Source organism: Flavobacterium pallidum (assembly GCF_003097535.1).
In the GTDB taxonomy this organism is placed as follows: Bacteria; Bacteroidota; Bacteroidia; order Flavobacteriales; family Flavobacteriaceae; genus Flavobacterium; species Flavobacterium pallidum.
Genome location: NZ_CP029187.1, coordinates 3,334,206 through 3,359,214 on the forward strand (window position 1 = coordinate 3,334,206; position 25,009 = coordinate 3,359,214).

Here is a 25,009-nt window from a genome sequence, read left to right on the forward strand (position 1 = left end):
TGTTTATTAAAATTGCTTAAAAAACTCGCATTATTCATCCAAACATGCCGCGCGGTAAAAGAAACTTTTTTATATTTACCGTTACAATTTAGACCAAATTGACATTTTTACATGAAATTAAACAGAGAAAAGGTTAATATCATTTTTACGGATGATGATATTGACGACTGCAACATGTTTGCAGATGCATTGAATGAGGTGGGTATAAACCATAAGCTGGATTTGTTCCATGATGGTAAGGATTTGTTGGCTTATCTTAATAAAGAAGAAACGAAGGTCCCGGATATCCTGTTTCTGGATTTGAACATGCCGTTTACAAATGGTCTGGACAGTTTGAAGCAGATCCGGTCGAATAAGAAATACCGTGACCTTACCATTGCGATCTATTCAACATCCTCTTCAGAAAAGGACCAGGAAGAAACTTTTATAGCCGGTGCAAACGTTTACATCCGTAAGCCTAATGAATTTTCAACCTTGAAGCGTGTTTTAAAAGAAGTGCTGGAAATCAACTGGCAATATTATTCCTCAAATTTAAATAAGGATACCTTCTTTCTTACGATATAAGTATTAATGCAGAATAAAAAAAACCAGTTGAGTAAAATCACTGGTTTTTTTTTGAAAAATAAGTACATTTTACAGATCGCAATTATTGCTTAATCACTTTGATGGTCTTCACTTCATCCTGTGCATTAACTTTTACAATATAACTTCCGGCTGCGAGGGCAGACATGTCTATTTGCGCCGCATTGGCATTGATAGTCCTTGTCAGGATCTGCTGCCCTAATATATTAAATACCGATACTGAAGACATATTCACAGCGTTTAGGTTGAGCACATTAGTAACCGGGTTCGGATGGTATGAAAAATTTGCAAAAGCAGGATTTTCAACTCCAAGGCCTGTATTTTCCAAACGCAGGCTGAAAGTCCCTTGTTCTAATGCACTAGACCAAACCTGTATGTAATAAGTCTCTCCCTCGTTAAGGAGGCCTGCAAGATTGGCTGTCGTTTGCTGGGTTAAATCAGTATAGCAGTTGAAACCGACATCAGTAAGGGTACTGCAGTCACCACTGTAAATATTGAAATTCAACGAAGTCATGGTGCCATTAGTTAAAATACAATCCACACTATCAGATGGTGCTATAAAAGAAAACCACACATCCTGTATACTGCCGAAATCATCACAATCCGGCTGCGTAGCGCTAACATCACCGAAGGAATTGTCTGAATCGATTACACTACCATCCGTAGGGATTTCAAGCGCGGTGGCACAGGTTTGATTGGCAACAACCGGAGGCGTTACGACATCACAGCTTATATCCATAGAATAATCACCATTTGCAAAATCAGTATATCCTCTTACATCGATATAATATGTCGTCACACCGTCGGAGATAAAATTGACGAATGAATGTGTCGGATAATCAAAACAGGCTTCTTCTCCCCCATCATCATTCCCTGCAACTACTGTAAGGTTCCCGCTGGTCCCTGTGTAAACCAAAACAGCCGTATCGTATGAGGAGTCGCATAACTGGAGTGTAATGGTTTCAGGACTGGAACCCGTGTAGGAATACCACACATTCCTTGAAGTATCCGTAACGCCAAATGCTACTGGAGCAGATGCCTCGTCAATGGTTGCCAAAGTGGTGCTTCCTGTGACGGTCGACCCGCAATTGATGGGAATGGCATTTGCAAAATTATCATTTACCGGAGGGCATTCGAATTGGTTGAGCTCATCACTTGTAACACTGCAGTCAGGGCTTTGATCATTGGTCACTGAGAAAATCACAGGCGTGTTATTGGCATAAGGCCCAAATTGCACTGTTCCGGTAGCAGTAACCTGTTGTGTAGCACTGTTCTGGTCGTCCGCAATGGATAGCGATGTTGCCGAACCCATATCTGTAATGTCCACATTGATCAGAAACTGGTCGCCGTTGGCACAATCAGGAACTACGCTAAAAGCAGCTGCTGGTTGTATACAGTTGAGTATTGACCAGGCCAGCGTGAAGTTCCCGGCATCGGCATCATATCCGTCCTGTACCCAGTAAACGGTTTGATCGCTACCGGTTTGATTGATCCATGTCACCTGAGTATAATCACCATCATCGAAACAGGCAATCTGTGCAGGATTGCTGCAATCACCATAAAATGCGATATTAGTAGAGTCATAATCGTTATCAGTCTGGCCAATAATGAGTGTTGAGCCATTTGGCACCATGATAGAATAATACACATCAGGCGCAAAGCTTTGCTGTGGATCACCATCGAAATTACAATACGTAAGATTGTCATTCAAAGCATATGCAGTATTGCCAGTAATCGGAGAAATTAAATTGGCAAGGTCGATCGCATTGGCACAGGTATCATTTTGCGGCGGACAGGCGGCTAAATTCTGGGCTGGGCTTACAATAAAACAGTTCGCATCCTGATCGTTTAATGTCGTAAAAACCACATTTGTTCCATTAGCATAAGGTCCAAACTGAACCGTCCCTACTCCAGTAACCTGCTGCGGTGCGCTACCCTGATCGTCTGATACGGTTAATGATGTTGCTGAGCCAAGATCCTGGATGGCTACATCTACCAGGAACTGCTCACCATTGGCACAATCCGGAACAATCGTATATCCTGCCGTAGCGTTGGTACACGCAATTAACGACCATGCTAGTTCGAAACTTCCCTGTTCCGTATCATATCCATCCTGCACCCAATATACGGTTTGATCGGAACCGGTATCGTTTGACCACGTAATGGTTTGGGTATCACTGTCATCAAAGCATGCAAGGGTTGTTTGGGAATTACAATTCCCAAAAAACATGTAGTTTTTTGAGTCATAATCATTGAACGTCTGCCCAATTGTGAGTGTTGAACCGGCCGGCACCAATATATAGTAATAAAGATCTGCTGCAGCATTCTCTCCACATGATGGGTTTGAATCATCAACAGCTCCCGTAGTATTACCTGTGATTGGAGAGCTCAATGCACTCAAATCAATGGCAGTATTGCAAAAATCCCCTGCGGCGAAAGCTGCTGTTGTAAAAGAATATTCCGGTACATTTGCTGCATCTCCATTAGCGTTGTAGGGTGTTATACGTATGAAGTATTGTGTGCTTTCATTCAAATTTCCAGAAATGTCGTAAGTAGTGACATTTCCCACATCGAGGTTATTGACAATTTGATTTCCACCAGACGTTGTCCCCACTGAAAGCTTATAACCCATCACGCCGCCGGATGCATCACTCCATGTCAGGACTCCATTCAGGGCAGCGTCTGTAGCACCGTCTGGCGGGCTGATTAATACCGCATCAGCATTTGGGGAAGTCGCTACGGTGTAATTGACCGTGATGGTTAATGACATGGATATAAAATCATCTGCGGTATCCAGATCTGTTGATGTTATTGACATTGAAGAAAATGTAGTGATGTCCATTCCTATTAAATCTGATGCGCACATACTAGTGACACTTCCATCAATATCTACATTGAACGAATACCATTCCCCGCACCAAAAATCACTTCCAAGGGTTGCATCGCTAATGGTGATCGAATTAATTGTACCACCATAGCAGGCCAGGTCGGCCATGTTCACTGATAATACTAACGGATCGGTATCAAAACCAGCCACCGAAAATGTTTGCTCACAAGTTTGCCCGAAGGATAAAAAACTGATAAGCATTACTACCAGAAATGTAATTTTCTTCATAACTGAAATTATTAGATTATAGCTAACTAAGTTAAATAATAATCTGCATTTTGTGAGTAAAAAAATATCTTAATTCAAAAAAAAACTCCGGAACAAAGTCCGGAGTTCTTGAGTAAAAATACTATTGATTATTTTTTCAGCACTTTGATGGTTTTTGTTCCATCGACTGTATTTACAATAACAAAGTAAGCGCCTGCTGAAATGTTAGACATATCGATTTGTCCCGTATTGGCATTTAACTTTTTAGTCATTACTTGCTGCCCAAGTAAATTGTAAACTGCAACATCAGTAATGTTTTGTCCGTATGATACAGTAAGGATATCAGTTACCGGGTTAGGGTAAGCATTGAATTTGCTGTGATCTACCCCAGTTACCCCTAACATAGACTCATCATAAGCTGTAAGGCCAAAAGCTCCCGCATTGTCGTTGTTGTACTCATAAATCCTCAGGTAAAGCATATCACCTGGTGTTTGTCCTGTAATTACAACTTTTGAGTAAGCCCCTGTGTCAGCATCATCATCGTCACAATCGATTTGGGTAAGATTACCACAAGTGCCGGTATAAACGGTCACTACAGTATCTACACCCGTATCTCCTGAAGAAGAATTCGAAGTTTCGATTATAACGTTTCCTGATGGAGGAACCATAAGCGTGTACCAGACATCGCCTCCGGCATAACCTAAACAAGTTGTAGGAGTAGCTTCAGGCGAACCTGTAGCACCTACATTGGTAAGGTCGTTAATGATTTCATTTACTGCAGATCCTGCAAAAACCTGAATAGCAGCATCACACTCATCATTTGAAGGAGGACAAGCTACCTGGTTTTGTGTTGGACTTGTTAATGTACAGGCTGGATTTTGGTCATTCGCTACAGTAAAGATTACTGGTGTATTGTTTGGGAAAGGGCCAAAAGAATAAGTTCCGGCTGCGCTGGCGGTTTGTGGCGCGCTTCCCTGATCATCACTGATGGTCAATGATGTTGCAGATCCCATATCATTTACGATTACAGTTGCAAAGAATTGCTCGCCATTGGCACAGTCTGAAACCACATCATAAGTGACAGCTGCATTAGTACAATCAAGGTACCAACCGCAAAGGCTCCATGAACCGATTCCGTCGTTTGCATAATCCCACATCCTGTAGTAGTAAGTTTCACCAACTGTCAGGCCAGTGTAAGCTTTTGTCGCAGTATTACCGCAGTTACCAACTTCAGTAAAGTTACCCGGAGTACCTGAGTAAAGTGCTGTGGAAACAGAAAATATGTTCCCCTGGATATCTGAAGTATTTAGAGTAAGTTCACTTGAAGGCGCTACAAAATAGAACCAAAGGTCCCCATTGCCATTTGATGGATTGTATTGGTCCATACAGGTTGGATCAACTTCACTGTTAGAGCCTGAAGTGGATGCATTGGAAATATCGGTGATCTTGTTAGGCCCGCATGAAGTTCCTAAATCCAAAGTCAATAATACTGCTCCGGCTGGCTCATCATTTACAGGTGGGCACTGGATGATGGTCTGTGCTGGGCTTGTGATTACACATGTCGCATCATTATCGTTTGAAATCGTATAGATTACATTGGTGTTATTTGGGTAAGGACCAAAAGTAAAACTTCCGGTTGAAGTAGTCTGTTGCGTTGCACTTCCCTGGTCATCAGCAATGGTAACTGATGTTGCAGTTCCCATGTCTGTAATATTTACATCAACGAAAAATTGCTCGTTTCCATTCGGACAGTCAGATGTAAGTGTATAAGTCGCTGCACCATTGTAACATGTTGGAGGACACTTAATTTTAAAGGTTGCGGTTTTCTCACCTGTTCCTTCGCTATCCAGTAAGAACAAGTAGGTAACTCCGGCATCAAGCATTCCAATCGGGTCTATGCCTGCACCATTATTGTCATCGATACATGTCCAGCCGGTTTCGTCACAGCTTCCTGAAGCCTCTTTCCAGAAATAATCAATATAGCCACCTGTAGCTGCAGTAATTTCAAGACTGTATTCTCCGGTTTCAACAGGAGTGAATGAATAAACAAACTCAGTACCAAGTGTATCATATCCACAGCTTCCTGGATTCCATGCTCCTTCTCCTTCAACAAGAGTTACCATTACTTCATCGCCGCAATTGGCAATTGGCGTGGCAGCGGTACAATCAGGAGGACATGTCGCCTGTGTAAGTGTATTTGAAGTAAGTGTACAAGCAGCATCCTGGTCGTTAGCTATTGTAAATACAACTGGAGTGCCATTAGCAAACGGACCAAACGATAAAACACCTGTAGCCGATGTAGCCTGGGCATCACCCTGGTCGTTGGTTACAGTCAGTGAAGTAGCAGAACCAAGGTTGGTGATGTCTACATCGATCATGAATTGAGGACCGTTAGCACAATCCGAAACCACCGTATACGTTGCCGTAGCATTAATACATGCAATAATTGACCATTCCAGTGTAAAAGAACCACTGTCAGAACCATAACCGTCCTGGATCCAATATACCGTCTGATCGCTTCCGGTATCATTTGCCCAGGTTACTGGTTGCAAATCATCATCGTCAAAACATTTGATCTCTGTACGGTTCGTGCAATCGCCATAAAACAATACGACTGTTGAGTCATAATCATTCGCACTCTGCCTGATGTTCAATGTGGAGCCTGATGGCACCATAATGTAAAAATACTGATCAGGAGAAGTGTTGGTGTAAGCTGTTCCATCGTTTCGACAGCTGATAAGGTTATCATCCGTATTTGTGGAGGTATCTCCATCATAGGGCGATGTAAGTGTTGCTAAATCAATTGCAGTGTCGCATGTTTCCTGGGCTTTTGCCTGAAAACATAGAAATAGCACGATTAGTAATAAGTAAGATTTTTTCATAAAACGTAGTTAGTGTTAATAGTGACGTAATTTACTTAAAATACTTGTCTTAATAAATTATTTTTCCAATTTTATTTACACATTTATTTATATAGCGAAACATCAGATACATTTTACCTGATTTTATTGGGCATCGTAAATTTAAATATCTAACATTATATAAGCCAGGTAATGATATAAAAAAGACTCCGGCATTTCTGCCGGAGTCTTCAGTATAAAAAAACACGTTTGTTACTGTTTTACCACTTTAATGGTTTTCACATGATTTTCTGCTGAAACTTTTACAAAGTAAGTTCCAGAAGCCAGATGTGCCATATCAATCTGACTCTCATTCGCATTCACATTTTTGGTCAGCATTTGCTGTCCAAGCATATTGAAAACGGAAACACTTGAAATATTTTTGGTTCCTGAAAGATTCAATATGTTCTTCACAGGATTAGGATACACCTTAAGCGTAGTAAACACATTGTCTCCAACATTCAATGCCGTGGAAGTTACTTCAATATCCATTACACCTTCAAGACTATTTGTAGCACCGCTGTAATGTCCTGCATTGATATAATACATTGTCCCTGGAACAGAGCCTGTAATAGTGTAAGTCTCAGGATCACCGGCAGCAAAACCGTTATCAACAGTGCCGACACATACCAAAGCTCCGCAGGTTCCTGTATAAACTCCTATTTGAGGATCCCAGGCTGTAGGATTTAAATCAATCGTGATATCTCCACCGTCTCCAACAACTGTATACCATACACCATCGTTCATCGCATTGGTACAGGTAGTAATAAAGCCGGCATTGTTGGTAGCACCAGTTGCATCCTGAGTGTTGCTGTAAGGTAACGACGTTATTGCAATGGCATTGGAACAATCATCATTCGAAGGAGGACACGCAACTTGTATCTGTGCTGCGCTGGTAAGCACACAAGCTGCATTCTGATCATTTTGTACTGTAAAAATCGCAGAAGTTCCGTTAGCGAAAGGACCGAAAGTATAAGTTCCGGCAGCATTTGCTGTCTGAGGAGCACTTCCCTGGTTGTCTGAAATAGTCAGCGATGACGCAGATCCCATATCCGTAACATTCACGTCTACAAGGAATTGCTCGCCATTGGCACAATCAGAAACCACGCTGTAAGTTGCCGTCGCATTGACACAATCAAGGTACCATCCGCAAATACTGAAAGTACCGATGCCGTCATTTCCATAATCCCATACCCTGAAATAATAAGTATCCCCTGCCGTCAGGTCAGTGTAGGTCTTGGTAGCTGCATTTCCGCAAACCCCGACTTCAGTAAAATTACCTGGCGTACCTGAATAAAGCACATTGGATACTGTAAAGATTCCACCCGCAATATCAGAAACATTAAGGGTAACTGTAGAAGATGGCGCTACAAAATAATACCATAGATCGCCATTTCCATTTGAAGGATTGTATTGATCTGTACAAGAAGGATCAACTTCAGCATCTGAACCAGTTGTTGCTGCATTCGATATGCCCGTAATTTTATTAGCACCGCAGGATGTCCCCAGATCAAGTGTCAATTCAATAGCACCTGCAGGGTCATCATTAACAGGAGGACAGGCACTTTGAAGCGTTCCACTGTTAATAGAACAAAAAGTGCTTTGATCATTTGCAATAGTAATCACTACAGATGTTCCTTCAGGATATGGTCCGAAAGTATATGTGCCGGCAGCACTTGCCGACTGGTTTGCACTACCCTGGTCATCAGAAATGGTCAATGATGTTGCAGTACCCAAGTCTGTTACATCAACGTCAACATTGAATTGTGCATTGGCACAGTCGAACGCCGGAGTGAAAGTTGCCGTTGGATTCTCACAATCGATATACCATCCACAGATACTGAATGTACCAATACCGTCATTAGCATAATCCCAAACCCTCAGATAGTAAGTATCACCGGTATTCAGGTTGCTGTATGTCTTTGTAGCGGCATTTCCACAGGTTCCAGTTTCCGTAAGATTTCCAGGTGTCCCCGAATATAGCGCACTTGAAACTGTAATGATCTGTCCGGTAATGTCCGAAATATTAATCGTAAAAGACGTAGCCGGAGCCTGGATCATATACCACATGTCGCCATTCCCGAATGATGGATTGTATTGGTCCATACAGGTAGGATCGATTTCAGCTGATGGTGTCGTATTGGCATTCGAAATCCCAGTAATTTTACCGGCACCACAAGCTGTTCCGATGTCCAGCGTTAACGGAAGTGCTCCGGTAGCATCATCATTTACAGGTGGCGGGCCAAGGGTAGTAAAATCTGTACCTACCCAGGTACTTACATCACCGCCGCCACAATTGGCACGTACCCAGAAATAATAGTGGGTCAGTTCGCTAAGCGCAGAAAAGTCTACCGTCAATGTTCCCGCTGGCAATGTTGCATCAGGCGTTGAATTGGCATCAGGAGCCGTGCTGTCTTGCGTAAGGATATAGTCATAACCGTCAGCAGGCCCCGTGTTTGAGGCATTCCATATCAAGGTAGCGGTATCCAGACCTACAGCAGAAACATCCGCACCGCTCGCAGGCAAACAGCTCGGAGGTGTTCCACAAATCATTTTTCTGACGCGGAAAGTAGTGCCGTCACCCGCACACGTATTGTCTTTATGTGTGTAAAACCTGACCACACCATCCACATCAGATACCCAAAGAACATAACCGTTTTCACCATACGCCAAAGAAGTAGTACCTTCTTCATCCGAAATCGTGATTACGTCGCTGGCAACAGAGCTTGAAAATTGGTAAGTCTCACCAGAAACAACATTCACCTTGGAGTATTCATCCGCGAATCCTAAGGTGGTGACATTGTTTACGGTATTACCATCACAGGTAGCTGCCGTGTAAGTCGCCGCGGGGTATTGCCCGTTGGTTGAATTCAGACATTGCGCCGAAATAAACGACGAAAAGCCTAAAATAAAAGTTAATAAAGTAATTTTTTTCATAAAAAAGTTTTAGATTAAGGGAGCTAAAATATAGAATAAGAAACAAACTCACAATCAAAAAACGGTATGCAAACGTTAAATTTCGATTTTTTAACTAAAAAAAGCGGCTCATTTCTGAACCGCTGCTACTTTTTTCATCAAAAATATGCTTTTTATGGTATGCTTTCCACAGAGACCATTTCGTTTGCATCGGCCATATAATCCACTCCAGCGAATTCAAACCCGAATAAATTCAGGAAATCGTTCTTATATCCCGCCAAATCGCCTATTCCAGGCAGCGTTTCCGTCGTAGACCGCTCCCACAATGCCGCCACTTTTTCCTGCACATCGTCGCGCATTTCCCAGTCGTCGATCCTGATCCGGCCTTGGTCATCAGTCGGGATTCCGCCGTCAGCATAGAGCCTGTCCTGGAACAGCCGCTGGATTTGCTCGATACAGCCTTCGTGAATACCTTTTTCTTTCATGATCTTATAAAGCAGCGAGATATACAGCGGAATCACCGGAATCGCAGAACTCGCCTGCGTCACCAATGCCTTATTCACTGAAACATACGCTTTCCCGCCGATATCCTTCAAACTGTCCGTGATCGAAAATGCCGTCGCCTCAAGGTGGTCCTTCGCACGCCCGATTGTCCCTTTCCTGTACACCGCTTCCGTAACCGCCGGCCCGATATATGAATACGCAATCGTCATCGCACCCTGTGCCAAAAGGCCTGCAGCTTTCAACGCATCGATCCACATCGCCCAGTCTTCTCCGCCCATTACTTTTACTGTATTGGCAATTTCTTCTTCGTTCGCCGGCTCAATACTTACCTGCGTTACGTTTCCGGTATGGAAATCGACGGTCTTGTTTGTAAATGTATTCCCGATCGGCTTCAAAGTCGAACGATGTAGAATGCCCGTCTTCGGATCGGTACGCACCGGCGAAGCCAGGCTGTAAATCACCAGGTCTACCTGGCCTAAATCAGCCTTGATCATATCCATCGCCTGCTGCTTCACCTCGTCAGAAAAGGCATCGCCATTAATGCTTTTGGCATAAAGGCCTGCACTTTTGGCTTCTTTTTCAAATGCCGCCGAATTGTACCAGCCCGGTGAAGCAGTCTTGCCTTCGCTTGGTGGTTTCTCAAAGAAAACCCCAATGGTTGCTGCCCCTGACCCAAAAGCACTTGTAATCCTCGACGCGAGTCCAAATCCTGTAGAAGCCCCGATCACCAAAACCTTTTTGGCACCGTCAACGCTTCCCTTCGATTTCACATATTCAATTTGATTCTTAACACTCTTCGCACAGCCGTCCGGGTGCGCCGTAAGGCAGATAAATCCGCGCATTCTTGGCTCTATTACCATAAATTATATAATTATCGGTTATTGATTTTTAATTTTTTTAGATCGCACGAAGTTAACAAAAAATCCGCATATTGCCTACTGCAACTGCCAACAGTAGGCTGCCGGTGGCGTGCCCCTGCGGGTCGGGCTTTCGGCTTTAGTCCTCGCTGCGCTGCGGGCTATCGCCTTAATCCCTCACGCGGTCCCGTGTCCAAATGATGCATCAGCCCAACAACGCCATCGCGTGGTTCCGCGCCGATTCGGAAATATCTTTACCGGAAAGCATTTCCGCAATTTCCATAATGCGCTCGTCCATGGAAAGTTGTTTCAAATCAGATTGCGTCTGCCCGTCCGACACCGATTTGTACACTTTAAAATGCTCGTCGCCTTTCGCGGCAATCTGCGGCAAATGCGTGATGGCAAAAACCTGCATGTCGGCGCTCATCGCTTTCATGATTTCGCCCATCTTATTCGCAATTTCACCGGAAACGCCCGTATCGATCTCATCAAAGATAATGGCGGGCAGTTTGGAATATTTCGCCAGAATCGCTTTTACAGCCAGCATAATCCTCGACATTTCGCCGCCAGAAGCCACTTTTTTCAACAACCCGAAATCCGAACCTTTATTTGCTGAAAACAGGAATTGCAGTTCGTCTTTCCCATTGCCATAATAATTTGAGGATGCCGTCAACTGCATATTGAATCGGGCATCGGGCATGCCCAGTTGCGACAATATGCCGGTCAATTGCGCTGACAACAACGGAATGGCTTCGCTCCTGCCCCTGTGTATGGCATCAGCCTTTGAATCCAGTTCCGACGCACTTTGCTCAATCTGCCGTTCCAGGTCCCGAATCGCCGACTCGAGATGATCCGCCGCGATTACCTTACCCTCAAGCTGCTCACGGATCGAAATCAATTCCTCGACACCGCCCACCTGGTGCTTTTTCTGCAGATTATAAATCACCTGCAACTGCTGGCCGACCGCTTCGCGCTGGGCAGGGTCATCCACCAGTTTTTCGACGTGTTTGTTGATTTCCGAAACCACATCGTCAATATCAATCAGCGCGATGTTGATTCTTTCGGATAGTGATTCGTAATCTTTTGAAACACCGGCAATCTTTTGTAGTGATGCCCTGACCTCCTTGAGATTTTGCACCACACCGAACTGCTCATTATCTGCAAGCGAAAGCGCTTTTGAAAATGATTCCTTTATATTTTCAACATTGCTTAACTGTTCATGTAAACTTTCCAATTCCTGCTGCAAACCGGGTTTAAGTGTAATCCCCGACAATTCTTCCAGCAAAAAAGCATTATAATCCTGTTCCTTATTCGCCTCCTGAAGCTTAGCGGTAAGTGCTGCAATGTCGCTTTTCTGGCTTTTATAATTTTTCAACAATGCCGCGAATTCACTTATTTTTTCCTGATTTCCCGCAATCGCATCAATAATCCTGAACTGGATCTGCTCGTCAGAAAGTTCCTGTGTCTGGTGTTGCGAATGGATGTCGATCAGGAAATTACCCAAATCCTGGAGTTCCGGCAGGTTTACCGGGCTGTCGTTTATGAAGGCGCGCGATTTTCCTGTAGGAAGGATTTCCCGGCGCAGTATCGTCAGGTGCTCGTAGTCTAAATCGTTTTGTTCGAAAAATTCCTGCAATCCATAAGCAGCAATATCGAAATGGGCTTCAACAACGCATTTTTCTTCTTTTCTACGCAGCGAGGAAAGGTCGGCGCGTTTGCCTAAAACCAATCCCAGCGCACCGAGTAAAATGGATTTACCTGCCCCGGTTTCACCTGTAATAACAGAAAATCCACCGGAAAAATCGATGGATAATTTTTCAATCAGGGCAAAGTTGCGGATGGAAAGCGAAACGAGCATTGTATGGCTTTTAAGTGGATTACAATATTAAGCATTCATCCGAAAAAAACCTACTGATGTAATATGCTAAAATTTAATAGAAGACCATTTACTGGAATTCAGCGGGGAGAGCTTGTTCAGCATTTCCGTAAGGTCTGAAATATTTACCGATGGCCCTGCTGAAAAAATCGACAGGATTTCATCTGCTTTGGCATCGAAAAAAACACGTGTCAAAAACGCATTTGGCCTCAAATCATACACCTTCTGGAGTGACATCAGTGCTGTCTTGATTTTTTCTTTTCCGGCCTTGGTGTTATCGCCAAAAGTATCCAGCGCACCCAAATGATAATCATACATCACTTCACGGATTGGCGCAAAAGTATTCGACAGCAGGTCATTGATCAGGAAATAACGGTTCTGGTTGCCATCCTGCTGGCTCCACCCCTTATAACCGCCTTGCTGCGCGGTACTGGCTATGGATTGCGCAGCAGTAAAATAATCGGTGCCACCCAACGGGGAATAGGTATCGGCATCCATCCCGATGATGATATTGGCATAAAAAGCCATCACCGAAATCAGGTTCGAATCAAAGCTGTTGGGATTGAAAAACAGGTTCTCAAACTCAACATATTTAAAATTAAAGTCCTTATCGTTGAAGTTAAAAACCGGCGTGGCATACGTCGAATTATAAATCGGGCGTGAGGATTGTATCTGCAATGTTGCCGAAAACTGGTCACCACTGTAAGAGGCCACATTGATGAACATCGTGCAATCGATACGCTCTTTTGCCTTATATTCTGTTTCCGACCACTTTGTCTTGTTGATGAATTCGTTCAGGGATTTTTCGAGCGTCCTGAAGATTTGCTGGTTTGTTGCGCCAACACGTTCAGAATTGACCCGAACCTCACAATTGAGCTCCTGCGCATTGGCAAAGCCCGTTACAAGCAATAAAAAACAGATAATTCTACGCATTGAAATGTGTTATTACTTTATTTAAGATATCTTCAGCAACGGCTTCCTTTGATTTGAGATCCATCGGCTCGATATTGAAATCCTTATCTATGAATGTGATCTTGTTTGTTGGCTTACCAAAACCTGCGCCTTCATCACGAAGCGAATTTAAAACAATCAAATCTAAGTTTTTTTTCGTGATTTTCAGCTTGGCATTCTCAATCTCATTTTCAGTTTCCAATGCGAATCCGATCAGGAACTGGTTTTTCTTGATTTGTCCCATCGAAGCAAGGATGTCCTGTGTCTTTTCCATTTCGATCGTAAACGCTTCAGCGGTTTTCTTAATCTTTTCCTCCGCAACAAATTTCGGCCTGTAATCGGCGACTGCAGCTGCGGCAATCGCTACATCTACATCGCCATAAAACTTGTGGCAGGCTTCATACATATCATTTGCAGAAATAATCCTAACAGTGTCAATGTTCGGATTTTTAGCTGAAAAATGCGTCGGACCCGTAATCAAAATCACTGTTGCCCCCAATCCTGCTGCCGTTTCCGCAAGGTCAAAACCCATTTTCCCTGAAGAATGATTCCCTATAAAACGTACAGGATCTATTGCTTCGTATGTAGGACCCGCAGTAATCAGTATTTTTTTTCCTTTTAAGGGTAATTTGGATTCAATATCCTTTTCGATAAACGCAATGATATTCTCGGGTTCGGCCATACGGCCTTCTCCTGAAAGTCCGCTTGCAAGTTCTCCGCTTTCAGCCGGAATCATAATGTTCCCGAATTGTTTCAATGCATGGAAGTTTTGCAGCGTCGATTGATGCCTGTACATATCCAGATCCATGGCCGGGGCAAAGTAAACCGGGCATTTCGCAGACAGATAAGCCGCCATAAGCAGGTTATCGCATGCTCCGGAAGCCATTTTCGATAAGGTATTTGCAGTAGCGGGAGCGATGAGCATAAGGTCTGCCCAAAGTGCTAAATCGACATGATTATTCCAGACGGCCTCTTCGCTGTCTTCATTATAGAAAGTGGAATGAACCGGATTTTTGGAGAGTGTGGAAAGTGTCAGTGGTGTGACAAAATCCTTAGAAGCAGGCGTCATGATCACCTGGACCTGTGCGCCTGCTTTTATAAAAAGTCTTAATAAACCTGCAGTTTTATATGCGGCGATGCCACCAGAAACACCCAGTAATATTTTTTTACCGCTTAAAACTGACATTATATATTATTTAGAGGAATCTTTGTGGTAGATCTTATTATCCAGCCATTCCTGTACTGCCAAAGCATGTGGTTTTGGAAGTTTTTCATAGAATTTAGACACTTCAATCTGTTCTTTATTTTCGAAGATTTCTTCCAGACTGTCATTGTAAGTAGCAAACTCTTCCAATTTTTCTGTCAGTTCCTTTTTGATTTCAGAATTGATCTGGTTTGCCCTTTTAGCCATAATCGTGATTGCCTCATACACATTTCCGGTTGGTTCCTCAATCTGACTTTTGTTATAAGTGATTGTGTTTACCGGAGCATTCGTCTTTTTTAAATCCATGACTTTTTTATTTAGAAAATTGTTTTAAATCTGTTTCAATCCTGGCCAGCATCTCGTCGGCCTTGCTTTTATATTCTGTTGACGCATTAAACTTCATAAGGCTGGCATAAGCGCTTTTTGCTACAACAAGCCTTTCCTGCATTTTTGCAGGCACACTGTTGATGGCAAGATTATAAGCAGAATCCAGTTTATAATACAATGCTTTCTCTTTATAAGGCGTTCCAGGAAAATCGGCTATAAAATTATCCAGCGCGATCAATGCCGATTTATAATCGGAAATCGTATTGTACTGTTTTGCGATTTCGAAGTTCTTCTTTTCAATCTTTTCCCTCAATTCCTTTGCGATACGGTTCGCTTCCGGAAGGAATTCAGAATTCGGGTAATTATTAATAAAAGACTGCAGTTTATCAATCGCTTTGTAAGTATCCACCTGGTCTAGACTGTAACGCGGAGACAGCTTGGAAAAACTGTAAGCGCCCAAATAGGCGGCTTCTTCCGCTTTCTCGCTTTTTGGATAAGTCGATGAAAATTTTTCAAATTGGTAACTCGCAGGATAGTATTGCTTTTCAGCGTAAAATGACTTTGCATACATGTAAAACAATTTTTCAGCCTGCGGCTTTCCCTGATACGAAGGGGCAATCTGTTCGAAAAGCCTCAATGCTTTACTGAATTTGCCTTTTTCGTACATTTTGGTTCCAACCTCAAATTTCTTGGCGATATCGTCATTCTTGAGCGCTTTCTGGTATTCGCTGCAGGAATTCAGTACCAAAAGGACAAAAAGCAGAGAAATAAATTTCTTCATTATAATTTTTAAGTTTAAGATTTTTCGCCTGAATGATATTCGCTGAAAATCAAGCTGCAAATTTAGTTATTAATTACAGACTACAAAACATTTTTTTGAAGCCTGCAAGGCATGGGTAATTGTTATGATTTAGTATCCCAGGGATTTCACGAAACTGTCGATCCTTACCGCAAGTTCCTCGTTTACTTCCACCAACGGCAAACGCACGGTATGTTCCGAAAGCCCCATCGCTTTGTGGATTTGCTTGATGCCGCCCGGATTTCCCTGCTCGAAAATCATATCAATAGAATCGGCAATTTTATAGTGGACTGCATAGGCTTCGTCCGTTTTACGCTGCAACCCGAGACGGATCATTTCCGAAAATTCTTTCGGGAAGCCTTCACCAATTACAGAGATCACTCCTGCCCCACCAGCCAATACCATTGGCAACGCAATCATATCATCACCTGAAATGACCAGGAAATCTTTTGGTTTGTGCTGTATGATTTTCATCGCCTGCACAATGTCTCCTGCCGCTTCTTTTACGGCAATGATGTTATTATACTCATTTGCCAGCCTCAAAATCGTGGACGGCAACACATTACTTCCCGTCCTTGCAGGCACATTGTAAAGGATTACCGGCAAAGGTGAAGCCTGGGCAACTGCGCTGAAATGGCGGTAAATGCCTTCCTGCGTCGGTTTGTTATAATATGGAGAAACTGACAATATCGCTGAAAATCTTGAAAAATCTCGTGTCTTTAATTCGTTGACCACGGCAGCCGTATCATTCCCGCCAACGCCCAATACCAACGGGAGCCTGCCGTTATTGGCTTTAGCTATCGTATCAATCACCAATTCTTTTTCGTCTTCAGTCAGCGTGGCCGGTTCTCCGGTTGTCCCCAGGACTACAAGATATTCAACACCACCTTCGATAACGTGGTTGACGATTCTGACTAAAGCTTCCGTATCGACGGAAAAATCTTTTTTGAAAGGAGTGACCAGCGCGACACCGGTACCGATGAATGATTGCATAGTTAGATTTTGTTTAATATTATAAGGTAACGGAATAACTCGGAGGTGAATACTTCGTAATTTTCCGCTACGGTGTTGATCATGAAATGATTCAGGCGTTTGTCTGTGGTTGAGAAACCAGTCTTAAAAGCGGCTTTTGACCTGTGGGTCACAAATAAAAGCGGGGCCTTTTCCACGTCATAATAGCTGATAAGCAGGTCAAATGGGGTTTGGATAAATGCATTCACAGCCTCGCTTTTGAAAACACCATCCCAATCGATATCTTTTATAGTGAAAACAGGATAGTCAAATTGCTCATTCTTTTTTATCTTATCCTTGTGGGCCAGTACGCTGATATTTTCTTTTTGGACGCCATTGCGCACCAATGCTACGATCAGGGCCTCACGGTTAATAAAATAGCTTTCGTCAATCAACAAGCCTACAGTTTTTATTTTTCCGGCATTAAAATTGTTCTTAACATTCGAAAGGCTATTTTTTAACTTTCTTTTTAATAAAAAATGCTTTAGAAACTTTAAAAACATAGTACTTTTACTTGGTTTACAAATTTACTCAAATAGTGGCTAAAAATCGATGGTAAATCTAAAAAACTATAACGTTACCCTAAGACATTTTGTTTTATTCTTAACATTTCTATGTTTGGCAGGTTGCAGCCAGCAGAAGCAATATGTGACACGTATTGAAGGCAAGCAAATCGGAATTACGGCTGCACAGCCTGAAACCAATTCGATTGAATCATTCATAAAACCTTACCGCGAGCATATTGATGAGGATTTGAGCGCAGTTTTGGCATATTCACCGGAAACACTTGAAAAATCCAAAGGCGAATGGCAGACGAATATCGGGAATTTCATGGCCGATGTGACGCTGAAAAAAGCCAGGCCGGTTTTCGAACAGCGCGAAAAAAAACAGGTTGATATCTGTTTACTCAATCATGGCGGAATCCGTGCCATGATTCCGAAGGGAAACGTGACGGCGAGGACCGCTTACGAAGTGATGCCTTTTGAAAACAGCCTGATCATCATCGCGCTCAAAGGCGAACAATTACAGGAAATAGCGGCATACATCATTAAGGAAAAGAAACCGCATCCTTTGTCAGGATTGACATTTACAATTGCAAAAGATGGCAGCGCCAGGAAGATCCTGGTTAACGGCAAGCCATTGGTTACAGATAACATATATTACGTTGCTACTTCCGATTATTTATCGAACGGTGGCGACAACATGGCTTTCTTTAAAAAAGCGGTCGCCTCCTACGACATGGATTACAAACTACGCAATATACTGATCGATTATTTCAAGGAAACCGATACGCTGGAAGTCAACCATGACAAACGGATATCAATTGAACAATAAACCCTAGCCCGGATGGAAGCGGCATCCTTTTTTATTTTTGCGGAGTGCAACGCAGTAAAATAAAAAAGATATAGCGGACAGCCGGATAAGCTTCTAAAAAAATGAAAAGAAGGGATTTTATACAAAAAACAGCAGCGGGTACCGCCTTTCTAGCATTGCCTGCACCATTGGTATCTTTTACGAACGATGTAAAACACCTCGTCATCCTGCATACGAACGATGTACACAGCCACATCGATCCATTTCCGCCCGATGACCCGCGCAATGCCAATATGGGCGGTGTTTCCAGAAGGGCCTCGCTTATCGAAAGCATCCGGAAAGAAAACGCAAACGTGCTCTTGCTTGATGCCGGTGATGTATTCCAGGGCACGCCTTACTTCAATTATTATGGTGGCGAACTGGAAATGAAACTGATGAGCATGATGCGTTATGACCTGGCTACGATGGGAAACCATGATTTCGACAATGGGATTGAAGGGTTTTACAAACAGTTGCCGCATGCCAGTTTCGATTTTGTTTCAGCGAATTATGATTTTAAACATACCGTGCTCGATACGATCGTGAAGCCTTATAAGATTTTCATGAAAGATGGCATTAAGATTGGAGTTTTCGGGCTGGGAGTAGAATTACAGGGCTTGGTTGATAAAAAGAATTACAAGGAAACGGTATACCTTAATCCTGTCGAAATTGCCACGGATGTAGTGAAGACACTGAAGGATAAAGAAAAATGCGATTTAATCATCTGCCTTTCACATTTGGGATATGCTTACAAGGATGATGCCGAAAAGATCAGCGACCTGAAGCTGGCGGCACAAACCAGGGACATAGACCTGATTATTGGCGGCCATACGCATACTTTTCTCGAAAAGCCTACAGTGGTAAAAAACCTTGCCGGAAAAGAGGTGCTGGTAAACCAGGTGGGCTGTTATGGAATCAACCTTGGACGGATTGATTTTTATTTTGAACACGACGAGCAGAAGGCAAACAATGCCAAGGTAATCACAGTGTAATCAGGAATTGACCATATGATCGGTCCTCAGGAAATAACGTACGATAAAGAAATAGCACAAAACCTGCGCCGAGATGTTAATCAGCTCAAAGATGTAGATGGGGAGGTAAAAATGGTACAGCATATAAAAGATATCTGACAGCGCAAAGCAGGTCCACATCAATACGCTGCTGATGGTTTGGCGGCTGCCCTTGGCGATGTAATTTACGATGGCCAGTTTACCCATTACAGCCAGTACGACCCCATGGAAAAGGAAGAGAAAAAAGAAACGTCGCTCATTCATAAAGTCCAATGTCATCATCGTGACGAGCAGGTAGGTGATAAAAATCAGCGCGACGGCAATCGGGATGGCATCTTTTTTCCTGAGCTTACTGGTGACGAAATCCTTAATTACATATCGGATAATAATAAGGTAGACCATGACCACACAACATTCCGCAACTATAAAAGAACTGTCAAAACCCATTAGTATATACATATCCGCAATAAAAGACAGTATAAACACAGCGGCCTTATCTACGGTTATTTTATGATTATTATTGATGTAATAATAGTAAAAAATTGAGGGCAGTACGGCAGCTTTGGGGTATATCACCCAGTTGTCAAGATTCAGCGAATAAAAAAGTACGCACAGGAAAGATGCTATAAAATAAAGTATTAACGGTGGCGTATGGGGTTTCATTGAAGCATGTTGATAAAATCGGTTTCTGAAATTACCGGAACATTCAGTTTTGTGGCTTTTTCCAGTTTTGCCGGTCCCATATTCTCTCCAGCTACAACAAAATCGGTTTTTGCAGAAATGGAACTTCCTACTTTACCTCCGTTGTCTTCAATGGCTTTCTTGAGTTCATCGCGGGAAAAGGTTTCAAAGACACCTGACACCACGAATGTTTTCCCTTGGAGCTTGTCAGTCGCGTCAGGATTAATGCGTTCGATGGTTTTGAGCTGTACATTATAACTTTGCAGTCTTTGGATAATTATCCTGTTTTCCTCATTTTCAAAGAATTCCAAAACGCTTTGTGCAATCCTTTCCCCAATCTCATCGACCAAAATCAAATCTGTCAGGCTTGCATCGGCCAATGCATTGATATTTTTATAATGTTTTGCCAGTTTTTTAGCTACAGTTTCCCCCACATAACGGATGCCCAAAGCGAACAACACCCTTTCAAACGGAATTTCCTTTGATTTTTCTATGCCTTTGATCAGGTTCTCGGCTGATTTTTGCGCCATACGCTCCAGCGGAAGGACATCTTCCACTTTCAGTTCATACAAATCCGCATAGTTATGGGCCAGCCCATGATTATAAAGCAAGGCCACGGTTTCCCCTCCCAAACCTTCAATATCCATCGCTTTTCTTGAAATAAAGTGCTGGATACGCCCGATAATCTGCGGCGGGCAACCATAAAAATTCGGACAGTAGTGTTGTGCTTCTCCGGCATTCCGAATCAATTCGGTGTGGCATTCAGGGCAATGTGTGATGTATTTTGTAGGTTCAGAATCTGTGTTCCTTTGCGATAAGTCTACAGCAATGATTTTAGGGATGATTTCGCCGCCTTTTTCTACATAAACAGTATCACCAATGCGGATATCGAGTTTTTCAATCTGGTCCGCATTATGGAGCGAGGCGCGTTTTACAACGGTTCCGGCCAATTGCACGGGTTCCAGATTTGCCACAGGAGTAATGGCACCGGTCCTTCCTACCTGGTAAGAAATCGAATTAAGTTTTGTGGAAACCTGTTCTGATTTGAATTTGTAGGCAATGGCCCATCGCGGTGATTTCGCCGTATACCCTAATTCCTCCTGATAATGCAGCGAATTCACCTTGATCACCACGCCGTCCGTTTCATACGGAAGATGGTGGCGGTGGATGTCCCAATAATCTATAAATTCAAAAACTTCCTTGATATTTTTCGTTAATTGTGCTTCTTTAGGGACTTTGAACCCCCAGTCACGTGCATGCTGTAAGCCTTCAAAATGCGTTGTAAAAGGCAGCTTGTTGCCGACAATGGAATACAACAGGCAATCCAACGGACGCTTTGCCACTTCTGAACTGTCCTGCAATTTCAGGCTTCCCGACGCGGTGTTTCTCGGATTGGCGTAAGGTGGCTCACCTATTTCAATAAGCTCCTGGTTCATCTTCTCAAAACCGGCTAAAGGCAGGATGATTTCGCCGCGGATATCAAATTTTTCAGGATGATCGCCTTTAAGGTATAATGGAATCGATCTGATTGTCCGAATGTTCACCGTCACGTCGTCTCCCTGAAAACCATCACCCCGGGTAACGGCTTTATTTAATTTCCCATTTTCATATGTCAGGTTGATCGAGGCCCCGTCATATTTCAGTTCGCAGGTAAATTCGGGATTTACTTCACCCAACACCTTCAATATACGTTTTTCCCAGTCGGCCACGTCTTCTTTGGAATAGGAATTATCGAGGGAATACATCCTTTGCTCATGGACAAGGGTATTGAAATTTTTCGTCACCATACCACCGACACGCTGTGTAGGGGAATTTTCATCAAAAAATTCAGGATGGGCGTTTTCCAGTTCCTGCAACTCCTTCAGCAGCGTATCAAACAAGAAATCAGAAATCACAGGGGCATCGAGAACATAGTAATTGTAGTTATGCCCATTAATTTCTTCGCGAAGCGCCTGAATCTTTTGCCTGATTTCCATAGGTTAACGTTACTGTTTTGAATTTTAAAACAATGCCCAATTTAGTAAATAAATCGCGATATCAGTAGCTCAATAAAAGAATTGCGAATGAAAAAAAGCAACCTTCATTTTTAAGTTTTTTCTTAATAAAAATAAAAACATTTAGTAAGAAATGGAAAAAAAAGTGCTTTTTTTGTAATCAATTTCAAAAGGGTTAATTAATATGTTATATTTGAAGTACTTAATCATAAAATAGACGTTGCATTTTGTGAGTTTGAAAATAGAAACCCCCAAATCTATTTATAAACAGCACAAATAGAGAATTTTACAAATTTTCTGTTTTTTGAAATATTTCTTCCGGGTAAACAGTAGGAGAATTGAATGCCATTAAATGAACACACCTAACACAATTCTCATTTAAACATTTAAGAAATTATGCAAGAAGAAAACATCATCGACGCCGGTTTAATCATTCAGAAACTAAAGAAGGCATTAAAAATTAAGCGTGATATTCACTTATCACAAATCCTTGACATCAGGCCAAACACGATTTCCACATGGAAAAAGAGAAATACGCTTGACTATCCTGCAGTAATTGCGGTTTGTAGGGACTATGACCTGGACCTCAACGAAATTTTACTCGAAAAAAAATCCAGAAAATCAAATGACCTTGAGAATCCGGGTGAAACCAAACTGGTAAGCCGTGAAATGCAGTTCCAATATTGCATGGCTCCGGAAGAATTGCTGGAAAAGCTTCCAAAATACAATTTCCCTTTCATTAAAGGTGATAATACCAGGGCATTCCAGGTTTTGAGCAACAACATGTTCCCGATGATAGAAGAAAATTCGTTTGTCGTTTGTGAAGAAGCGTCGCTCCAGGATATTCCTGACAATAGCCTGACTGTGATTATCAGCAGGACAAAAGGGCTTTTTATCAACCGCATCCACCGCATTGCCGATAAAAAGGATGTGTATTTACTGACAAGCGAGAATACTTTTTTCAATAATGTAAATATGAAGGCTGAGGACATTGATGAAGTCTGGCTTATCAAGGCGGCACTTTCATACAATATGAATGTCGAGAACAAATTCAAGTTCATCAATGACAGCATTAAGGTCATTGACCGCGCTTTGCTGGATTTTAAGAGTTCATAACCGATTTAATCTGCTTATAAAGCTGGCCATCGCTCAAGAAAGCGCCTTGCTGAATTAATGCAAAAAGAGACCCATTGCGATCGGCATCAAAGTTTTTGGTGCCGATTTTCATTTCTATATGGTCCGTGAACATATGGTCTCCGAGCCATTGCAGCCCTGGTTTGGTTAAGAAATCGATATCATTGTCTAGTGATTTCAGGACAATGGAATGGATTTGTGTGTCCCCGCAATGAAAAAGGAAAATATGGCTTTTGGAAAAATGCTCAAGATATTCGGCACGGGTTAAAACACCTTCCCATATCAAATCTGAAAAAACATCGAGTTCCTGTTCAGCAACCTGCGGATTTTCGGATTTGATCTTATCCCATTCGGTTTTGTCGATGGATTGTGTGGCAAGGAAATTTACGAATTCCGGGTGAAGTTCTTCGAATTGTTCTTTGGTGAGGCGGGAGTACTTCATTTTTTGGAGTGGCAAAGTTACAAAGTTGCAAAGTTACAAAGTTTTTTATTGTGACGACAAACTCCTAGCCCCGATGGAAGTGGAAATCCTTTTTGTTTTTTCTTTAAAAACAAAAAGATTGCAATGGACAGCGGGGATTAGCTCCATAAAAAAATCCCGAAATAAATCGGGATTTCTATTCTTAGGCACTAAGGCACTGCTGCGCTTTTTTACTTCTCAGCTACAATCTCATAAGGAAGGTCAACCACAACATCACGGTGCAGACGCACGGTAGCGTTGTATTTCCCTGTACGTTTCACTACACCGCTGGTGATGAATTTTCTGTCGATTTCATGACCCGCCTTAGCCAAAGCTTCAGCAAGGTCGATGTTTGTAATCGAACCGAAAAGCTTCTCTCCACCTGCTTTTGCAGATAATTTGATTTCAAGTGATTTCAGGGTTTCAGCTAAAGCTTTAGCGTCGTTAACGACTTTAGCTTCTTTGTGAGCCCTTTGTTTCAGGTTTTCAGCCAAAACTTTTTTAGCTGAAGGCGTTGCCATGTGGGCAAATCCCTGAGGAATTAAAAAGTTACGCCCGTAACCGGCTTTTACTGTTACGACATCATCTTTAAAACCTAAATTCTGAACGTCTTTTTTTAAGATCAATTCCATGTTGTTGTCCTTTGTTATAGAAGTTAGTCTCGTTGCAATGCAACAAGACAACAACTGTGTTTTTAATTATTTCAATAAATCGGCCACGTATGGCATTAAAGCTAAGTGACGTGCTCTTTTCACAGCTACAGACACTTTCCTTTGGAATTTCAATGAAGTTCCTGTCAAACGACGTGGAAGGATTTTCCCCTGCTCGTTTACGAATTTCAATAGGAAATCCGGATCTTTATAATCTACATATTTGATTCCGGATTTCTTGAAACGGCAATATTTCTTAGTCTTATTGGTTTCAATGTTCAAAGGCGTAAGATATCTGATATCCCCGTCTTTTTTCCCTTTTGCTGATTGCTCTATCGTAGACATAATTATGCTTTTGTTTTGTTTTTAGCTCTTCTTCTCTCAGCCCATGAAACGGCGTGCTTGTCAAGTGTTACAGTTAAGAAACGCATCACTCTTTCGTCACGTCTGAATTCGGTTTCGAAAGCGATCAGGTGCTCTCCGGCAACTTTGAATTCAAATAAATGGTAAAAACCACTTTTTTTGTTCTGGATTTCGTAAGCCATTTTTTTCAGGCCCCAATCCTCTTTTGATACCATCTCAGCTCCTTTTGCCGTAAGAAAATCTTCAAATTTGCTTACTGTTTCCTTTACCTGAACTTCAGATAAAACGGGATTTAAGATGAAAACAGTTTCATAATGATTCATAAAAAATTATTTTAAATTGG

At 42.4% G+C, this 25,009-nt stretch carries 21 protein-coding genes; 4 read left to right on the plus strand and 17 right to left on the minus strand.

Annotated features, from left to right (window positions below; genetic code table 11):
• Window positions 1-111 precede the first annotated feature (111 nt).
• Window positions 112-564, plus strand: coding sequence for a response regulator (locus tag HYN49_RS14185; protein WP_108904730.1), 453 nt, complete (start codon window positions 112-114; stop codon window positions 562-564).
• An 82-nt stretch (window positions 565-646) separates the two neighbouring features.
• On the opposite strand, the gene HYN49_RS14190 is transcribed toward HYN49_RS14185, so the two are convergent.
• The 11 genes from HYN49_RS14190 to HYN49_RS14240 all read right to left on the minus strand — a co-directional run bounded on the left by HYN49_RS14190 (window position 647) and on the right by HYN49_RS14240 (window position 17,524).
• A complete protein-coding gene (locus HYN49_RS14190) occupies window positions 647-3,697 on the minus strand; it encodes a T9SS type A sorting domain-containing protein (RefSeq protein WP_108904731.1) in 3,051 nt (1,016 codons plus the stop codon).
• A 128-nt stretch (window positions 3,698-3,825) separates the two neighbouring features.
• The gene (locus HYN49_RS14195) at window positions 3,826-6,558 is read right to left on the minus strand and encodes a T9SS type A sorting domain-containing protein (protein WP_108904732.1); all 2,733 of its coding nucleotides are present in this window, start codon (window positions 6,556-6,558) and stop codon (window positions 3,826-3,828) included.
• A 231-nt stretch (window positions 6,559-6,789) separates the two neighbouring features.
• Window positions 6,790-9,513 (minus strand): T9SS type A sorting domain-containing protein, encoded by a 2,724-nt coding sequence (locus HYN49_RS14200; protein ID WP_108904733.1) that lies wholly within the window; start codon window positions 9,511-9,513, stop codon window positions 6,790-6,792.
• A gap of 152 nt (window positions 9,514-9,665) precedes the next feature.
• Complete coding sequence (fabV, locus tag HYN49_RS14205) at window positions 9,666-10,856, minus strand: enoyl-ACP reductase FabV (RefSeq protein WP_108904734.1); 1,191 nt, start codon at window positions 10,854-10,856, stop codon at window positions 9,666-9,668.
• 202 nt (window positions 10,857-11,058) lie between these two features.
• The gene (recN, locus tag HYN49_RS14210; RefSeq protein WP_108904735.1) at window positions 11,059-12,711 is read right to left on the minus strand and encodes a DNA repair protein RecN; all 1,653 of its coding nucleotides are present in this window, start codon (window positions 12,709-12,711) and stop codon (window positions 11,059-11,061) included.
• Window positions 12,712-12,777: 66 nt separating this feature from the next.
• A complete protein-coding gene (porD, locus tag HYN49_RS14215) occupies window positions 12,778-13,662 on the minus strand; it encodes a type IX secretion system protein PorD (RefSeq protein ID WP_108904736.1) in 885 nt (294 codons plus the stop codon).
• Window positions 13,655-14,866 carry a bifunctional phosphopantothenoylcysteine decarboxylase/phosphopantothenate--cysteine ligase CoaBC gene (gene coaBC, locus HYN49_RS14220; RefSeq protein WP_108904737.1) on the minus strand — a complete coding sequence of 404 codons (1,212 nt, stop codon included), beginning with the start codon at window positions 14,864-14,866 and terminating at the stop codon, window positions 13,655-13,657. The genes porD and coaBC overlap by 8 nt, the downstream gene beginning before the upstream one ends.
• Before the next feature lie 6 nt (window positions 14,867-14,872).
• Window positions 14,873-15,190: a DNA-directed RNA polymerase subunit omega gene (locus tag HYN49_RS14225; protein ID WP_108372913.1), complete on the minus strand. Its 318-nt coding sequence runs from the start codon at window positions 15,188-15,190 to the stop codon at window positions 14,873-14,875.
• 7 nt (window positions 15,191-15,197) lie between these two features.
• Entirely contained in the window at window positions 15,198-15,992 is a 795-nt protein-coding gene (locus tag HYN49_RS14230; protein ID WP_108904738.1) for an outer membrane protein assembly factor BamD, read from the minus strand.
• A 129-nt stretch (window positions 15,993-16,121) separates the two neighbouring features.
• Window positions 16,122-17,003 (minus strand): 4-hydroxy-tetrahydrodipicolinate synthase, encoded by an 882-nt coding sequence (dapA, locus tag HYN49_RS14235; RefSeq protein ID WP_108904739.1) that lies wholly within the window; start codon window positions 17,001-17,003, stop codon window positions 16,122-16,124.
• Window positions 17,004-17,005: 2 nt separating this feature from the next.
• A complete protein-coding gene (locus tag HYN49_RS14240) occupies window positions 17,006-17,524 on the minus strand; it encodes a DUF6913 domain-containing protein (protein WP_108904740.1) in 519 nt (172 codons plus the stop codon).
• Between the two features lie 115 nt (window positions 17,525-17,639).
• Here HYN49_RS14240 and HYN49_RS14245 point away from each other — a divergent pair, with 115 nt between their 5' ends.
• A complete protein-coding gene (locus HYN49_RS14245) occupies window positions 17,640-18,356 on the plus strand; it encodes a 5'-nucleotidase (RefSeq protein WP_317045843.1) in 717 nt (238 codons plus the stop codon).
• A gap of 101 nt (window positions 18,357-18,457) precedes the next feature.
• A complete protein-coding gene (locus tag HYN49_RS14250; protein ID WP_108904742.1) occupies window positions 18,458-19,366 on the plus strand; it encodes a bifunctional metallophosphatase/5'-nucleotidase in 909 nt (302 codons plus the stop codon).
• Here HYN49_RS14250 and HYN49_RS14255 read toward each other — a convergent pair whose 3' ends face one another.
• Both HYN49_RS14255 and ligA read right to left on the minus strand, forming a co-directional pair.
• Complete coding sequence (locus HYN49_RS14255; RefSeq protein WP_108904743.1) at window positions 19,367-20,047, minus strand: hypothetical protein; 681 nt, start codon at window positions 20,045-20,047, stop codon at window positions 19,367-19,369.
• Entirely contained in the window at window positions 20,044-22,041 is a 1,998-nt protein-coding gene (gene ligA / locus HYN49_RS14260) for an NAD-dependent DNA ligase LigA (protein ID WP_108904744.1), read from the minus strand. Before ligA ends, HYN49_RS14255 begins: the two co-directional genes overlap by 4 nt.
• A 414-nt stretch (window positions 22,042-22,455) precedes the next feature.
• On the opposite strand from ligA, the gene HYN49_RS14265 reads away from it, so the two are divergent.
• Entirely contained in the window at window positions 22,456-23,175 is a 720-nt protein-coding gene (locus HYN49_RS14265) for a LexA family transcriptional regulator (protein WP_108904745.1), read from the plus strand.
• On the opposite strand, the gene HYN49_RS14270 is transcribed toward HYN49_RS14265, so the two are convergent.
• The 4 genes from HYN49_RS14270 to rpsF all read right to left on the minus strand — a co-directional run bounded on the left by HYN49_RS14270 (window position 23,162) and on the right by rpsF (window position 24,989).
• Entirely contained in the window at window positions 23,162-23,635 is a 474-nt protein-coding gene (locus HYN49_RS14270) for a DUF6495 family protein (RefSeq protein ID WP_108904746.1), read from the minus strand. The two genes, HYN49_RS14265 and HYN49_RS14270, sit on opposite strands and share 14 nt — an antisense overlap.
• Before the next feature lie 209 nt (window positions 23,636-23,844).
• Window positions 23,845-24,285 (minus strand): 50S ribosomal protein L9, encoded by a 441-nt coding sequence (rplI, locus tag HYN49_RS14275; RefSeq protein ID WP_108904747.1) that lies wholly within the window; start codon window positions 24,283-24,285, stop codon window positions 23,845-23,847.
• Between the two features lie 66 nt (window positions 24,286-24,351).
• The gene (gene rpsR / locus HYN49_RS14280) at window positions 24,352-24,651 is read right to left on the minus strand and encodes a 30S ribosomal protein S18 (protein WP_181369019.1); all 300 of its coding nucleotides are present in this window, start codon (window positions 24,649-24,651) and stop codon (window positions 24,352-24,354) included.
• Complete coding sequence (gene rpsF / locus HYN49_RS14285) at window positions 24,651-24,989, minus strand: 30S ribosomal protein S6 (protein WP_108904749.1); 339 nt, start codon at window positions 24,987-24,989, stop codon at window positions 24,651-24,653. The genes rpsR and rpsF overlap by 1 nt, the downstream gene beginning before the upstream one ends.
• Window positions 24,990-25,009: the final 20 nt, after the last annotated feature.